At 61.3% G+C, this 16,516-nt stretch carries 12 protein-coding genes; 2 read left to right on the top strand and 10 right to left on the bottom strand.

Annotation, left to right across the window (positions count from 1 at the left end; translation table 11 throughout):
• Positions 1–51 precede the first annotated feature (51 nt).
• Entirely contained in the window at positions 52–2,370 is a 2,319-nt protein-coding gene (locus tag PMI09_RS04160) for a PAS domain-containing sensor histidine kinase (RefSeq protein WP_007789179.1), read from the top strand.
• Here the strand turns inward: PMI09_RS04160 and PMI09_RS04155 are convergent.
• From PMI09_RS04155 to PMI09_RS04140, 4 genes are all read right to left on the bottom strand, one after another.
• Positions 2,367–5,324 carry a bifunctional [glutamine synthetase] adenylyltransferase/[glutamine synthetase]-adenylyl-L-tyrosine phosphorylase gene (locus PMI09_RS04155; protein ID WP_007789177.1) on the bottom strand — a complete coding sequence of 986 codons (2,958 nt, stop codon included), beginning with the start codon at positions 5,322–5,324 and terminating at the stop codon, positions 2,367–2,369. The genes PMI09_RS04160 and PMI09_RS04155 overlap by 4 nt on opposite strands.
• A gap of 134 nt (positions 5,325–5,458) precedes the next feature.
• Complete coding sequence (locus PMI09_RS04150; protein WP_007789176.1) at positions 5,459–6,862, bottom strand: sensor histidine kinase; 1,404 nt, start codon at positions 6,860–6,862, stop codon at positions 5,459–5,461.
• Entirely contained in the window at positions 6,859–7,536 is a 678-nt protein-coding gene (locus PMI09_RS04145) for a response regulator transcription factor (RefSeq protein WP_016553316.1), read from the bottom strand. The genes PMI09_RS04150 and PMI09_RS04145 overlap by 4 nt, the downstream gene beginning before the upstream one ends.
• Before the next feature lie 145 nt (positions 7,537–7,681).
• A complete protein-coding gene (locus PMI09_RS04140; RefSeq protein ID WP_007789173.1) occupies positions 7,682–9,253 on the bottom strand; it encodes a Do family serine endopeptidase in 1,572 nt (523 codons plus the stop codon).
• A 220-nt stretch (positions 9,254–9,473) separates the two neighbouring features.
• On the opposite strand from PMI09_RS04140, the gene PMI09_RS04135 reads away from it, so the two are divergent.
• Entirely contained in the window at positions 9,474–10,652 is a 1,179-nt protein-coding gene (locus PMI09_RS04135; RefSeq protein WP_007789172.1) for an MFS transporter, read from the top strand.
• Between the two features lie 3 nt (positions 10,653–10,655).
• Here PMI09_RS04135 and PMI09_RS04130 read toward each other — a convergent pair whose 3' ends face one another.
• The 6 genes from PMI09_RS04130 to PMI09_RS04105 form a co-directional block, all read right to left on the bottom strand.
• Positions 10,656–11,111: a cytochrome c-type biogenesis protein gene (locus tag PMI09_RS04130; RefSeq protein WP_007789171.1), complete on the bottom strand. Its 456-nt coding sequence runs from the start codon at positions 11,109–11,111 to the stop codon at positions 10,656–10,658.
• Positions 11,108–13,096 (bottom strand): heme lyase CcmF/NrfE family subunit, encoded by a 1,989-nt coding sequence (locus PMI09_RS04125; RefSeq protein ID WP_007789170.1) that lies wholly within the window; start codon positions 13,094–13,096, stop codon positions 11,108–11,110. The genes PMI09_RS04130 and PMI09_RS04125 overlap by 4 nt, the downstream gene beginning before the upstream one ends.
• The gene (ccmE, locus tag PMI09_RS04120) at positions 13,093–13,545 is read right to left on the bottom strand and encodes a cytochrome c maturation protein CcmE (RefSeq protein WP_007789169.1); all 453 of its coding nucleotides are present in this window, start codon (positions 13,543–13,545) and stop codon (positions 13,093–13,095) included. The genes PMI09_RS04125 and ccmE overlap by 4 nt, the downstream gene beginning before the upstream one ends.
• Complete coding sequence (gene ccmI, locus PMI09_RS04115) at positions 13,542–14,675, bottom strand: c-type cytochrome biogenesis protein CcmI (RefSeq protein WP_007789168.1); 1,134 nt, start codon at positions 14,673–14,675, stop codon at positions 13,542–13,544. The genes ccmE and ccmI overlap by 4 nt, the downstream gene beginning before the upstream one ends.
• 128 nt (positions 14,676–14,803) lie before the next feature.
• Entirely contained in the window at positions 14,804–15,229 is a 426-nt protein-coding gene (locus PMI09_RS04110; protein ID WP_007789167.1) for a hypothetical protein, read from the bottom strand.
• 116 nt (positions 15,230–15,345) lie between these two features.
• Positions 15,346–16,516, bottom strand: a 1,171-nt coding sequence (locus tag PMI09_RS04105) for a sensor histidine kinase (protein WP_007789166.1), incomplete at its 5' end; no start/stop codon positions are given.

The following is a 16,516-nucleotide window of genomic DNA, read 5'->3' as shown; positions in this document are numbered from 1 at the left end:
AGGTTCGGGCGAGCGGCGCTGCGAATCACACGAGGGATCAAGGCTGAAGAGATGATGAACGTGCGGCGGGCAACCGCAGCCGACGGACGGCTGCGTGTCGATTTCGACGGCCTCCTGGCCTGGCGTGATAGCTTTTCAGCCAAGCACTCAAGCGTTTCCTTGTCGTCCTCGCGCAACCTGTCCCAGGTCGAAATCGTCCTGAAGCGAATTATTCCAATCCTGATCGTGGCCTTCCTTGCGGTTGTGGCTGCGTCGCATTTTTTCGGAATGGTCTCCGAGTACAGTCGAACCGAGGCTGCAGCCCGTCACTCCACCGCGCTCGCCGCCGCGACCGCTGCTGCGGCCTTCGCCGATGCCGACCAGATATTCGAGGCCGCCGACGCCGTGCAGGCGCAGGCTCGGCTGGCGCGCTTCCTGCCGCAGGACCGCCTGGACGACGACGCCTTCGTGCTGCTGGTGCAGCCGAACGGCAAGGTGTTTGCAGCCACGGCGGCCGGCTCAGCCTATCTTGGCGCCAGCGTCGGTGATTTCTTCTCGGAGATCTCGGCAATCCGCCGTTTCGGCGATCGCGCTGGCGTCATCGAGACGACGATCAGCAACCGTCCGTACTACGCCGAGATTACCCTGATCGGCGGTTCCGGGGGGTATGTCGTCGCCGCGACATCGCTGGAGCGGATCGGCAAGCTCTGGCGGGACGAAGTCACGCTAAACGTGACACTCTTCGCAGGCATCTCCTCGATCCTGCTCGTCATCCTCTACGCCTACTACATGCAGGTGAAGCGCGCCCGCGATGCTGACGATATCTTTGTGGAGTCGAACCTCCGCGTCGAAACGGCGCTGTCGCGCGGCCGCTGCGGGCTTTGGGATTTCGATTTCGACAGGCGCGAATTTTACTGGTCGCGCTCGATGTACGAGATGCTTGGCCTTCCCGGTTCAGACCGGATGATGTGCTTCAGCGATGCGGCCCGCCTGATGCATCCGGATGACGGCGGTGTTTACGAAATCGCCCGGTCGATTGCCCGCGGCGATGCCGGCCAGGTCGATCAGATCTTCCGCATGCGGCATGCCGGCGGTCACTATGTCTGGATGCGAGCCCGCGCCCAGGTGATCCGCACCAATTCCGGCCGCGTTCACATGATCGGCATTGCGATGGACGTGACCGAGCAGCATCGCCTAGCCCAACGCTACGCCGAGGCCGACCAGCGACTGGCAGACGCCATCGAATGCACATCGGAAGCTTTCGTGCTCTGGGACAAGAACGACCGTCTCGTCATGTGCAACGCGCACTTCCAGCAGGCATATGGACTTCCGGATAGCGTTCTGGTTCCAGGGACCGAGCGCACAGTCGTCAACGCCGCGGCGGCTCGCCCCGTCATCGAACGCCGGATCGCTGACGCCGACGGCTCCGGATACTCCCGCACGACGGAAGTCCAGCTTGCCGACGAGCGCTGGCTGCAGATCAATGAGCGCCGTACGCGCGACGGCGGCATGGTTTCGGTTGGCACTGATATCACCTTGCTGAAACGCAACCAGGAGCGTCTGCGTGACTCCGAACGCCGGCTCATGGCGACCATCGGTGACCTCTCCGCTTCCCGCCAGACTCTGGAAAGCCAGAAGGCCGCGCTCTCCGTTGCGAACTCCAACTATCTGGTTGAGAAGGAGCGCGCGGAGGGCGCCAATCGGGCAAAGAGCGAGTTCCTGGCCAATATGTCCCACGAGCTTCGGACGCCACTCAACGCAATCCTCGGCTTTTCGGAAATCCTGCAGGATCAGATGTTCGGCCCGCTCGGCTCATCGAAGTACAATGAATACGCGCGCGACATCCACGACAGCGGCAAACATCTTCTGAACGTCATCAGCGACATTCTCGACATGTCGAAGATCGAAGCCGGCCACATGAAGCTCGAGTGCGAGGCAATCGATCTTGCGCCGCTCATCGAAGAAAGCCTTCGCTTCACTGCGATCCCGGCAGCACAGAAGAATATCTTCGTAGAACAGCGCATTTGCGATGGGATGCGGCTGACTGCCGATCGCCGCGCAATGAAGCAGATCCTGCTCAACCTGCTTTCCAACGCCGTGAAGTTTACCAACGAAGGCGGCCGCATCGCCGTTCGCACGCGTCGCACCAACAGCGGCGTCATGCTGACGATTGCAGACACCGGCATCGGCATCCCTCGCGCGGCGCTCGGCAAGATTGGCCAGCCCTTCGAGCAGGTCCAAAACCAGTACGCGAAAAGCAAGGGGGGTTCTGGGCTCGGCCTCGCCATCTCGCGTTCTTTGACGACCCTTCACGGGGGCAAAATGAAAATCCGCTCGCGCGAGGCGATCGGCACGGTCATTTCACTGCACATCCCGAACAACGGTCACTAGGCTTTCACTACCGTCTGAAAAATCTTCCTGACGGCTTTCGAAAGATGTTTGATCTCTCCTTCGAGCGTCTTGATATCCGGGCAGTCGCCCGCACGGGAAACGAGATCCGTGAGGCCCGCCGGAGCCTCCTTGGGATCGAACAGGCCGTCGATGCACAGGCGGATCAGCTGCGAAATATCCGTATAGAGCGACAGCGCCGCCAGGCAAAGCTCCATGTCGTCGCGGTCCATCAGCTCCACCCCGAGAAGCTTCACCTGCCCCGCCGTGTTGAAGTCATCCCCCTCAACGACGATGCCTTTCGTCGAGGCAACGAGCCGCAGATACTGCGCGATGAATTCGATGTCGATCAGTCCGCCCGGAATAAGCTTCAGGTCCCATATGCTGGTGGGCGGCTTTTCCTGCTCGATCAAGGCGCGCATCTCGGACACGTCCTTGGCGATCTTCTCTACATCGGCCTTCGAAAAGAGCACGTCGGCGATGATCCGCTCGGCCTCACTGATCAGCACTCTGTCACCGCACACGAGGCGGGCACGCGTCAGCGCCATGTGTTCCCAAGTCCAGGCCTCTTCACGCTGATATTTTTCGAAGGACTTGATGCGGGTAGCGACCGGCCCTTTGTTTCCGGACGGCCTTAGGCGCATGTCGACCTCATAAAGTACGCCCTCCGCCGTCGGCGCCGAGAGCGCCGAGATCAGCCGCTGCGTGACGCGGGTGAAGTAGCGCGTCGCGTCGAGTGGCTTGGGACCTGAGGACTCGGCCGCTTCATCGTCGTAGTCGTAGAGCAAGATGATATCGATATCGGAGCCGGCGGTGAGTTCGAAGCTCCCGAGCTTGCCCATGCCGACGACAGCCACCCGGCCACCCGGAAAATCGCCATGTGCCGTCCTGATCTCCTTCATCACGGCATCGAGCGCCGCTTCGAGGACGAGATCGGCCACATGCGTGAAGGCGCGGCCGGCCATGGCCCCCCGGATCGCGCCGGTCAGCAACCGGATGCCGATGAGGAAGCGCTGTTCGTCTGCGAAGATGCGCAGTCGATCCAGCACCTCCTCATAGTATCGTGCCGGCGCGAGAAAGCTGCGGATGCGCTCGGCGAGATAGGCGCGCGTCGGCAATTCCGCCATCAGCCCGGGATCGAGCATGCCGTCGAAGACATGCGGTTTGGCCGCGATGACCTCCGCCAGCTTGGGAGCCGAGGACATGATGTTGACTATGAGCGACAGAAGCGCCGGGTTGCTGCCGAGGAGCGAAAACAGCTGAATGCCGGCGGGCAGGCCTGACAGAAAGTTGTCGAAACGCAGGATCGCCTCATCGGCGCGTTTGCTCTCCCCGAACACGCGCAACAGTTCCGGTGTCAGTTCGGTCAAGCGCTCACGCGCCTCGACCGACTGCGTCGCCTTGTAGCGACCGTAGTGCCAGGTACGGATAACGCGTGAGATATCGGAGGGCCGTTCGAAGCCCAGCTTGCGCAAGGTGTTCAACGTATCGGGGTCATCGGCCTGCCCGGTAAAAACCAGATTGCCTGTTTCCGTCGAAAGCTTGGTCTCCTGTTCGAAGAGGCGCGCGTAGCGCCGCTCGACGGTTTTGAAGACCTCGACCAGGCGCGCGGCAAAGCTCGCCGTATCGTCGAACCCCATCATGAAGGCGATGCGCTTCAGATCGGTTTCGGTCTCGGGCAGAAGATGCGTTTGCTCGTCGTGCGCCATCTGAATTCGATGTTCGACGTCGCGAAGGAACCAATATGCCTCGGTCAGCTCGTCCCGCGTTTCCTCGTCAATCCATTTCGCCCTTGTCAGCTCCGCCAACGTCTCTTCGGTGCCACGGCAACGAAGAGACGGCATCCGGCCGCCGGCGATCAATTGCTGTGTCTGCGCGAAGAACTCGATCTCGCGGATGCCGCCGCGGCCGAGCTTTACATTGTGTCCCTTGACCGCGATCGCGCCATGTCCCTTGTGGGCATGGATCTGCCGCTTGATGGAATGGATATCGGCGATGGCCGCGTAGTCCAGATACTTGCGAAACACAAACGGAACGAGCCCGCGCAGGAACTGCTCGCCAGCCTCAAAATCGCCAGCGACAGCACGCGCCTTGATGAAGGCGGCGCGCTCCCAGTTTTGCCCCCTACCCTCATAGTAGATCATGGCCGCGTCGACGGGGATGGCAAGCGGCGTTGATCCCGGATCGGGCCGCAGCCGCAAGTCGGTGCGGAAGACGTATCCATCCGCCGTCCGCTCCTGCATGATCCGCACAAGCCGTCGCATCAGCCGCGGGAAGATATCGATCGCGTCGTCGGGATCCGCGACGATTCCCGCCTGTTCGTCGAAGAAGACGACCAGATCGATATCGGATGAGTAGTTGAGCTCGGAAGCCCCGAGCTTGCCCATCCCGAGAATGATCAAGCCAGACCCCTCGCTTGGAGCGGCAACGTCCTTCAGCGCGATCTTGCGGCCGTCATGAGCGGCCAGAAGGAGGTGATCGATCGCCGCAGCAACAGACGCTTCCGCAAGCCGGGTGAGCCAGGCAGTCGTCGCACGACCATCGAATACCCGCGCCAGATCGGCCAGAGCGACAAGGAAGGCGACCTTGCGCTTGACGATGCGCAGGCGGCTCATGACTTCGGCCTCGCTGGGCAGCTCGCCGTTTCCTTGGGGCCTCCAGCAGGCCCTTGCCTCCGCGATCAGCGCCTCAATCCGAGGCTCCAGCGGCTCCGAGATCGCAACCGCGAGGATTGCCGTATCGATGTTCGCAATCTCACGCAGGTAGGGAGACAAGGTCAGCGCAGCCGTGATGAAGTCGCGAAGGTTGCTTTCCGCCGTCAGCATCTCGGCCACTGCAGGCTCGCTCTTGCCGATCTTCTGGAGATCTGCCTGTGCAAGTTTCAGCTCGCTCTTGTTCAGCGGCTTCAGCAACCCGTCGGCTACTTCAGCAAGGCTATGCCTCGAACTCGTCAGCATGCACCCTCCCTGGCGAACAGAACCGAGAACCGCCGGGGAGAATCATAGCAGCTTCCGGCAATTGCGATCTAAGGTAGGGTCTTCGGCGGCGATGGCCAACACCGAATTCGATCCGCCGCCGCGCTCCTGCAACGCTACTTCACTGGAAAGATCATGCTGACGGTAAGACCGCGCTTTTCCTGGCTTTGCGGATCCGTATCGGACAGTTCGAGCTTACCACCGTGCAATTCCATGACCGCCTCGACCAATGAGAGGCCAAGGCCGGTGCCGGGTTTGGAGCGGCTTTCATCCAGCCGCACGAAGCGCTTCAGCACATCTGCTCGCTGCTCGGCTGGGATACCGAGCCCACGGTCAGCAATGGAGAGGCAAATGCCATCAGCGCGGCGGAGCAGTGTCAGCGCAATATCGCCGTGGCCCTCCGCATCCGAGGAATACTTGATAGCATTGTCGATGAGATTGAAAATCGCTTGGCCGATCAGCTCGCGATTGCCCTGCACTTCGATACCAGGCTCGATCGACGACGTAAGCGCCAAGCCTGCTTCGTCGGCGACGGGCTCATAGAGTTCAGCACTGTCCGCTACGATGGCCGAGAGATCGACAGGCGACATTTCAGCGGCAACAGAGCCCGCCTCAACACGCGAAATCATTAGTAGGGCGTTGAACGTGCGGATCAACTGATCGGACTCGGAGATGATTCCTTCGAGGGCGGTGCGCCGCATCTCGCCGTCAGTGGTATCCAGGGCGTCGGCGGCCTTGTTGCGCAGCCGCGTCAGCGGCGTCTTCAGGTCATGCGCAATATTGTCGGAGACCTGCCGCAAACCCTCGTTCAGCTTCTCTATCCGTCCGAGCATCGTATTGAGCGAGACAGAGAGGCGATCGAACTCGTCGCCAGAGCCCCCAACCGGAAGACGCTGCGAGAGATCACCTGCCATGATCTTCTTGCTGGCATCGGACATGCGGTCAATGCGCTTCAGGGCGTTCCGACCGATGCCGAACCAGATGACGATGGCCCCGAGACCCATGATCGCGAGAGCGATCATCAGCGCCTGCCGGACCAGCCCGCGAAATGCCTCGGGCTCGCCCAGGTCGCGGCCGATCAGCAGGCGCAACCCGTTGTCAAGCACGAAAATGTTAGCGACCGCCATATGCCGGCGGCTGAGGCCGCTATCCGCATAGCGCTGATACATGAAGGGCAAGGAAGTCCACCCCTCTTCATCGAGCACACCGGGCTGCACGGACGCGACGTTCCCTGCGAGAATATCGCCTGAAGGACCCGCAATAATATAGAGATTGGCGCCCGGCTGGCGCGCGCGGCGTTCCATCGTGCGCAGAAGAAGATTCATGCCGCCGGTATCGTACGCTCGCTGGACCTGATCCACTTCCTGCTGCACGGCTTCGCGGATCTGGTTGGTCAGAAGCCGCTCGGACATTGCCGTCACATAGAAGACGAGCGTCGCGGCGCAGATGGCAAAGAGCAGGATGTAAAGTGCCGAAAGGCGGACTGCCGTGGACTTGAAGAGAAACCAGAAACGGTTCATCCCTCGTCCTTGATCATATACCCCGCGCCGCGAATGGTCTTGAGAAGCGGCTGGCTGAAGTCCTTCTCGATCTTGGACCGCAACCGCGAAACATGCACGTCGATAACGTTGGTCTGTGGATCGAAATGGTAGTCCCAGACATTCTCGAGAAGCATCGTGCGAGTGACGACCTGGCCGGCGTTCTTCATCAGATATTCAAGGAGACGGAATTCGCGCGGCTGCAGCGGTATCTCCTTGCCGCCGCGACGGACCTCATGCGCGAGCCGGTCGAGTTCCAAGTCGCCGACACGATAAACAACGTCCTGGTCCGGAGTGCCTTTACGGCGACCGAGCACCTCGACACGGGCGAGAAGCTCACTGAATGCATAGGGTTTCGGCAGATAGTCGTCGCCACCTGCCCTGAGACCGGTAACACGATCGTCCACCTGACCGAGAGCGGAGAGAATGAGAACAGGCGTGTGAATTCCCTTGCGGCGCAATTCGCTGATAACGGACAGACCGTCGCGGCGCGGCAGCATGCGATCGATGACGATCACGTCGTAGGTGTTTTCCGAGCCCATGAAGAGCCCGCTTTCGCCGTCGCTTGCATGGTCGGCCACAATGCCGGCCTCACGAAACGCCTTGGTAAGGTAGACCGCTGCTTCCAGATCGTCTTCGATGATGAGAATCTTCATGCGGCCGACATTACCCGCCGGTTGCGTTTCGGCAAGGCTCAAAGCTTCTTCCTGTCGCACAGAGGTCATTGCAATCACCCTACGATATTAGCGAAAGGAAGCCGCGCCCAGAAGGCGCGGCTCCCACTCTGTCAGGGTCGGAGGGTTAACCCTGGTCGTTGATCGGAAGGGCGACGAAGCGGCTGCCGTCCTTCGACTGGATCTGGAAGAGTGCCCGTGTGCGGCCATCCTTCTTCGCCTGGTTCAGGACCTTGACGACATCGTCGGCACTCGAGACTTCCTGGTTATTGACCGAGGTGATCTTCTCGCCTTCTTTGATGCCCTTGTCGGCAGCGTCGGAGTCCGGATCGATACCGGTGATCTGCAGGCCCTTGCCATCGTCAGAAGGACCAACCGTCAAGCCGAGATCAGCGAGTGCCTTTTCCGAAGCAGGAGCCTGGCTTTCCGGTGCCTGATCGCCGTCGTCAGCGGAAGCATCCTTCTGTTCGGCCGGCAGCGTTCCGAGTTCGACCGTCAGGGACTGAGCCTTGCCGGAGCGCCAGACAGAAAGCTCGACCTTCTTGCCGGGTGTCATGGCGCCGATACGGCGGCTCAGATCGCGGGCATCCTTGACCGTCTCGCCGTTGACGGCGGTGACGACATCGCCAGCCTTCATGCCCGCCTTCTCACCCGGCGTGCCCGCCTGAGCGGAGACTACAAGGGCGCCGCTTGCCTCGGAAAGGCCGAGCGAGTCGGCAATGTCCTTGGTCACGGGCTGGATCTGAACGCCCAGGTAGCCGCGGGACACCTGCCCGTCCTTCATGAGGTCGGCAACGACGTCCTTGGCCGTAGACGCCGGGATGGCAAACGCAATACCTACACTGCCACCGGACGGAGAGAAGATCGCGGTGTTGATGCCGACGACTTCGCCATTGAGATTGAAGGTCGGGCCACCGGAGTTACCGCGGTTCACTGCAGCGTCGACCTGCAAGTAATCATCATAGGGACCAGAACCGATGTCGCGGCCACGGGCCGAGACGATACCGGCTGTTACCGTACCGCCGAGACCAAACGGGTTGCCGACCGCGACAACCCAGTCGCCGACGCGAACATTGTTGTCATCTGCCCAGTTGACGTAAGTGAACTTGCGGCCCTTGCCATCAACCTTCAGAACGGCGAGGTCGGTACGCGGATCCTTGCCGATCAACTTGGCGTCGAGTTCGGTGCCATCGTTCATCACTGCAACGAATGCTGCGCCATCGGAAACGACGTGGTTGTTGGTGACGATGTAGCCATCCTCAGAAATGAAGAAGCCGGAGCCCTGGGCAACCGGACGCAGACGGCCCTTGCCATCCTGCGGGCCATGATGCCCCTGAGGACCGCGGCGGCCCTGCTGGCCCTGCGGACCCTGCTCACCGAACTGGCGGAAGAAGGGCTTCAGGGCATCCGGAAGATCGTCGAAGCCGCGACCATTGAAGTCGAACGTGAAGCCGTTCGCCTCATCATCGGACACCGGTTTGACGCGGTTTTCGACACGCACCGAAACAACTGCCGGCGAGACGGCGTCGACGACGTTCGCGAAGCTCGGAACGGACGGAGCCTGAACCTTTACGGCTTCGGCATAGGAACGGGTGATTTCGAGGGGAATACCGGTCGCAAGCACCGCAGCGGCAAGACCGGCGACGGTCGAAGCCTTCAGCGCGGTATTGAGCGACGGAGCTTTGATATTCTTGAACATGAGTGGCACCTTCTTTGACTTCAACATCTACAGGATCAGGATGACCGGATCGGTTGATGAAGGAAGATATAGGACGGCACACCTTACTGCGAACTGTCCGTGCGATGAAAAATTCGTAATGTGCAATACGACCGCATTTCGATCCCGTGCGGCAATCTCTCTCGACGAAAGCGTCGGGAGTCGATAAGCCTCCTCCCTACAACCGGAGGAGGACGAAACCATGGCCCATGTGGTCACGGGAGAGGATTTTGCGCCAGATACTGCTGCGCTCGCTGCCGTCATCTTCGGTGTCACCGCCTTCGCGGTTGCACAGGGGCTGACCTACCCGCTGATTTCTCTCGTCCTCGAGCATCGCAATGTTTCGCCGAGCCTCATCGGCTTCAACGCCGGTTGCTTTGCGGCAGGTCTGGCTGTGGCGACGTTCGCGGTGACGTGGCTGTCGCGAAAGGTGCGTGGCGATCGGCTGATCGTTGCGGGTCTGATCGGCTGTGCCGTCAGCCTCTCCACCTTCGCGACCTTCGACATCTTCTGGGTCTGGTGCATCGCCCGGTTTTTTCTCGGCTTCTTCGTCAGTTTGATTTTCATGTTGAGCGAGGCCTGGCTCAACACGGCCTGCCCTGACCGCCTGCGCGGGCGCGTCTCCGGTCTCTATGGGGCCGGCATGTGCGGCGGCTTTGCCGCGGGTCCACTGGTCATTCCGATCTTCGGCACGGAGCAAGGCTTTGCCTTCGCTCTGCTTGCCGTCTACGTCGCCTGCGTCGCCTTTTTGACGATTATCCTCACCAGGCGAGCACGGACGCTTCCCGAACAGGCCGCATCGGGCGCCCTTTTCAAGTTTGTCAAAAGCGCGCCGATGCTGATCTGCATGGTGGTCGCATTTGCATTCGCCGATATTGCCGCCATCTCAGCCATGCCGGTCTATTTCGTCCGGCTCGGCTATTCCGAGGCGTTCGCCGCCGTCAGCGTTACGGTGCTCGCGTTGCCAACCGCGCTTGCCCAACCGGTGGTCGGCTGGCTTCTCGACAAGACCTCGCGCTTCGGCGTCGCCATCTGCTCTGGCCTGCTGGCGGGACTGAGTTTCATCGCAATCCCGTTTCTTCAGTCGCAGGCAGCGATTCTGGTGATGTTCGGCATTATGGGAGCAGCGAGTTTTTCGCTCTACACCTGCGCCCTGACAATTCTCGGCGAACGCTACGCGGGAGACACGCTTGTCGCGGGAAGTGCAGCCTTCGCCCTTGCCTACGCCGTCGGCAGTGCTGTGGGCTCATCCTCGGTGGGCGCGGTAATGGACGTCTACTCGCCGTCGGCAGGACCGATTGCGGCCGGCTGCGTCGTGCTGACGTGTACCACGGTGCTCGTCGCGTCTGCGGTGCGTGGCCGCCTCCGCAGACAGTCGTAAAGATCACTCATCGAGCAGTTCACTCAAGCGGGCCTGTTCTTCGGCGGTCAGCTTTGAGCCCGTCGGCCGGCCAGCCCTTTTGCGCGCGAAGACGATCAGCGACAGGCCGCCTGCAACAACCAGCAGAAGCGGCGCGCCCCATAGCAGAATTGTCTTCGTTTCGAAACGCGGCTTCAAGAGCACGAATTCGCCGTATCGCGAGACGATGTAGTTCATGACCTGCTCGTCGGTGTCGCCATCGGTCAGCCGCTCGCGCACCAGCAAGCGCAGGTCCTTCGCGAGCTCGGCATTGGAATCGTCGATGGACTGGTTCTGGCAGACCATGCAGCGCAGTTCCGCGGAAATCGCCCGGGCCCGTGCCTCCAGCTTCGGATCGGCAAGAACCTCGTCCGGGTTGACCGCAAAGGCCGGCACAGACGAAAGAACCACTGCCAGTGCGAGGACGAAGCGCCGGATCATTCCGCCGGCTCCATCGCTGGACGCGCCGGCTTTGCCCTCCGGCTCGGAGCGCCGACACGCAGGCGCCGGTCGCTCAGCGAGACGAACCCTCCGATCGCCATGATCACTGCGCCACCCCAAATGCAGAGGATGAAAGGCTTCCACCAGATGCGCACCACCATGCCGCCGTCGTTCGTCGCATCCCCCAGTGACACATAGAGCTGGCTAAGGCCGAAGGTCAGAATGCCGGCCTCCGTCGTCGGCATCTGGCGCGCCGTGTAGATCCGCTTGGACGACCATACATCCGCGACTTCCACGCCACCGCGACCGATGCTGAAGTGGCCGCGCTCCTCACTGTAATTCGGCCCGTTTGCCGGCCTTATGCCGTCAAAGCGCACGGAATAGCCTCCGGCCTCTACGGTCTGGCCGGGTTTCATTTCGACCACATGCTCGGTTTCAAAAGTGGTCACCACAACGATGCCGAGGACGGCCACGCCAAGCCCGGCATGCGCGAGCGCCGTGCCGAAAGCCGAGCGCGGCAGACCGGCAAGGCGCCTCCAGGCGACTGAAGCTGCAACCTTGCCCACTCCCGCGCGATACCAAAGATCGGCAATCGCGCCGAAAATCAGGAAAAGAGCGGCAGCCAGCCCGAGTACGGCAAGCACCGGCCCCCCATGCTCGACGTAAAAGAACGCGACTGCCGCGACAAAGGCCAGGATCGCGAGAAGATAGAGCCGCTGGAAAACAGCAAGCAAGTCACCGCGCTTCCAGGCAAGCAGGGGACCGAAGGGCACGATGACCAAGAGCGGCGCCATCAACAGTCCGAAGGTCATGTTGAAGAAGGGGGGCCCGACCGAGATCTTGTCGCCCGTCAGCGTCTCCAATAGCAGCGGATAGAGCGTGCCGGTCAGCACCGTTCCGCAAGCCACCGTGAGAATGAGGTTGTTGAGGACGAGCGCCCCTTCGCGCGAAATCGGGGCAAACAAGCCGCCTGCCGAAAGCCGCGGCGCGCGGAACGCGAAGAGCGACAGTGCTCCGCCAATGAAAATCAGCAAGATGCACAAGATGAAAACGCCGCGCGTGGGATCGCTGGCAAAAGCATGCACCGAGGTCAAAACGCCCGATCGTACAAGGAAGGTGCCCATCAGCGATAGCGAGAACGTCAGGATGGCAAGCAGAACCGTCCAGATTTTCAGCGCCTCGCGCTTTTCCATGACGAGTGCCGAATGCAGCAATGCCGTTCCGGCAAGCCACGGCATGAACGATGCATTCTCGACCGGATCCCAAAACCACCAGCCGCCCCATCCAAGCTCGTAGTATGCCCAATAAGAACCCATGGCGATACCGAGCGTCAGAAATGTCCAGGCAGCCAGCGTCCACGGCCGCACCCAGCGCGCCCAGGCGGCATCGATGCGCCCTTCGAGAAGGGCCGCCACGGCGAAGGAGAAGCAGACGGAAAAGCCGACGTAGCCGAGATAGAGCAACGGCGGGTGGATCGCGAGTCCGACATCCTGCAGGACAGGGTTGAGGTCCTTCCCCTCTGCCGGAGCCGGATCCAGGCGCATGAAGGGGTTAGAGGTCAGAAGGATGAACAAAATGAAGGCGACCGAAATCCAGGCCTGCGCGGCAAGCACGTTTGCCCGCAACGTGTCAGGCAAATTGCGTCCGAAGGCTGCCACCAGAGCGCTGAACAGCGCCAGGATCAGCAGCCAGAGCATCATCGAACCTTCGTGATTGCCCCACACGCCGGAAAACTTGAAAAGCAGCGGCACCAGCGAGTGCGAGTTCTCCCACACGTTCGCCACCGAAAAGTCGGAGACGACGTGAGCGTAGGTCAGGACGGCGAACGAGAAGGCCACCAGTGCAAACATCGCCAGGGAGCCGACGGACGCGACGTCCATCATCGCACGGTCGAGGCGTCTTGCACCGATTACCGGAACAACGGAGATCACAAGCGCCGTCGCAAGCGCAAGAATGAGAGCGTAGTGGCCGATCTCGATGATCATTGCGCCGCCTCCCCTTCCTTCCAGAGCCCTTGCGCCTTCAGCTTGTCGGCGACTTCCTTCGGCATGTACTTTTCATCATGCTTGGCCAGCACGGTGTCGGCGGTAAAGACGTCGCTGCCGGTTTCGAAACGGCCCTCGGTCACGACTCCTTGCCCCTCGCGAAAGAGATCGGGGAGAATGCCGGTATATCGTACCCTCACAAGGTCGCCCGTCGCGTCGGTCACGGCAAACTGCACCGTCGATCCCGCGCCACGCACGATGCTCCCCTCGCCGACAAGACCGCCGAGCCGGATCCGGGTTCCGGGCGGCACCGGATTCTTTGCGATATCCGCCGGCATATAGAAATAGGCCACCGACTGGCTGAAGGCGAACATGACGAGCAGCACGGCGGCAATGATGAAACTCATGCCGCCGCCGATGATTGCCAAGCGCTTCTGCTTGCGCGTCATTCCGTCATTCCTTCTGTCGCGATGTCGAGCTCTCGTGCCAGCGCCAGCAGTTGCTTGCCTTGCTCGCTGCTCGCCGGAAACGCCGCCAGTCCGCGCTTCAGAGCTCCAACCGCACGATCCTTGTCCTTCAATACGACATAAGAGCGGACAAGCCGCAACCAGCCTTCAAGATTGTTCGGGTCTTCGGTGAGCTTGGCATCGAGGCTTTCCACCATGACCTGAATCATTTGTTGCTGGTCGCGAGCGTTCATGTTCTCGGCGGCCGCAACGTCCGCCTGCGTCGGATTGCCCGGCGCGTTCGCAGCGCCGCTCGGCAATGCGCCGCCATTCTTTGCAATATGCTCGGCAACAAGCGGCATCCATGGCGCGTCGGCGGGTGATTGCTTGGCAAGGGCCTCAAAGGCGACCTTAGCCTCTGCAGACCGGCCTGCCTGCTCCATGCCGAGCGCAATATAGAAGATTGCCTTCGGATTATCGGGCTGCAGCTGAAGCGACTGCTCCAGCACCTTGCGCGCATCTTCGGTGACGACGCCGTTCGAGGTCGCCATCAGCGTCTCGGCAAGCCCGTCCAGCCGCGCCGGGCTTGGCCCGAGCATGCGGATCGCATTCCGGTAGGCATTCTCGGCATCGGCAACGCGCATGGTGTTGAAGTAGATCGGCGCCAGCACGTCCCAGCCCTTGCCGTCATCGGGATTCTGCGCCAGGTGCCGCTCGGCCTTGGCGACCAGGATCGCCATGTCGTTGCCGGGGTTTTCAAGTCGGGCTTCCAGCGGCTGCGACGGCAAATCCGGTCGCCCCACCAGACTGTAAAGACAGAGCCCCACGATCGGCAACATCAGCAGCACGAAGGCTTCGGAGAGACGGTAATGCTTAGAAAGCTTGCGATCGGTGACCGGCGCGGCCGAGACTGTGATCAGGCGTCTGCCGATTTCGGCCCGCGCATAATCCGCTTCATCGGCTGAGATCAGTCCGCCGGCGCGGTCGCGATCGAGTTCGCGCAGCTGATCGCGATAGACGGCGGCCTCCCCGGCACGCATGTCATCGACCGCTTTGGCGCCACGCAAAAGCGGATAAAGCAGAATGGCAGCGACGGCGGCCGTCAGAGCGGCCACAAGAATCCAGAAAAGCATAGGCGCCAAATACTCGAAGCGAACATCTATTCCAACAAGCAAAGCCGCAATGACGATTATTTGAGGCGGTTGGCCGCAATATGCCGTAAGCGGCTCATCCTATCGTCTCCTCGATGCAGCGAAACCCGCTAACCCAGCGGCGACCAGCTACCATTGTCGTTTCGGCACGCGGAGCCGCGCGCCACCGTCTCCTTGCCATCGATGGTCACGCTGTGTGTATACTGACGGCAGTTCTGCGAGCCGACCTGATAGGGCGCAGCCGCGACAACCTTGCCGCTGACGTTACGTCCGCTCCAGACAACTGGCTGCCCGACGCCGGCACCTTCCAAGGCACGATACTCGGCTTCGAGGGCACGCTGGCGGTCGCTATCGCTGAGTTCCAAGCCGCTGCGACCGATGATGCCGCCCTGCAACGCTCCAATATAGGTAGCCGAAGCCGGAGGCTTCCGCGAGAAAAGACCGCCGGAGCCACCGCTCTTCGTCGATTGGCACCCGGAAAGCGTCATGGCGACGAGGAGCGAGGAAACAATCATGCCTTGCAGACGTAGCATCATTCAGCCGAACCAGAATCAGGTGTCAATCAACGAGCCACACGCGCACCAAGCCGTGTCGGCAATAAGGCAAAGCATGCTATACAATCGCCTAGGTCTATGTGACATCAAGCAATTGCTCACGCAACATCCTTTGTGATGCCCGGCAAAATAAGCCGAGCCTTTAAACCCCGCCACTCCCCGCGGGACAATTCCAGCCGACCCTGATACTCGTTGGAAATCTCGGTCACGATGGACAGCCCAAGCCCGGTGCCTGGTTTGCTTTCATCCAGCCGCTTGCCGCGCTTCAGCGCTTCGCGGATCTGATCCGGCTCAAGTCCCGGCCCGTCGTCCTCGACAGCAAGCTCGACCCAGTGGCGACGCCCACTGCCCTCGGCACCCTTGATATCTTCGGGCGCCTCCGTAACGGACAGGCGTACCTTGGTCGCCGCGAAACGAGCGGCATTCTCGAGAAGGTTGCCGACGACCTCTTCGAGGTCCTGCTGCTCCATGGCAACCGCGAGATGGGGCGGCGTCACCGTGAGTTCGAACTCCTTGTCGACGTTCAAGCGCCGCATCACGCGCACCAGCCGTTCCAGCGCCGGCTCGGCATCGGTGCGGGCGAGCACGGATTCGCGTTGTGCGGCAATTCGGGCGCGATTCAGATACGACTGCACCTGACCCTGCATCGCCTCTGCCTGGCTGCGCACGAGATCACCGTGAGAGCGTTCCAGGACACGCGCCTCGTTGAGCAGCACGGCAATCGGCGTCTTCAGGGAGTGGGCGAGATTGCCGACCTGCATGCGTGCCCGCTCCACGATGCGGCGATTGCTGTCGATCAGGGCGTTGACCTCGTTGGCGAGCGGCAGAATTTCGCGCGGGAACGCGCCCTTCAACTGCTCGCTCTCGCCGGCGCGAATGCGTTCAAGCGCCGCGCGCGCCTTATCGAGCGGCTTGAGGCCATAGAGAATGGCCAGTGCGTTGACGATTAAACTGCCGACACCGAAGCCGGCCAGCGCCAGATAGAGGCTGTGGGAAAAATTGCGAACGTCGTCTTCGACAACATCGACGTTGCCGGTAACGCGGAAGCGCGCAGCACGGCCATCGGTATCCAGAACGACTTCGGTCTCGGCAACGTGGATACGGTTCCCCGAGGCATCGGTTACCTGGTAGTAACGCTCGTAGTTCTTGTCGAAGGGCGCTTCGAGAACCGAGGGAACAGGGATCGAGATCGAGCCAAGCGACGGCGACACCAGTGGCGGAGCCGTGTAGGTGCCGAGCGGCTCGACGAGCCAATACCAGCCCGTCTTC

It is taken from the genome of Rhizobium sp. CF122, from assembly GCF_000282035.1.
Lineage (GTDB): Bacteria > Pseudomonadota > Alphaproteobacteria > Rhizobiales > Rhizobiaceae > Rhizobium.
Note: the sequence above shows the minus strand (reverse complement) of the source record. Positions and strands in the feature narration are given on the sequence as shown.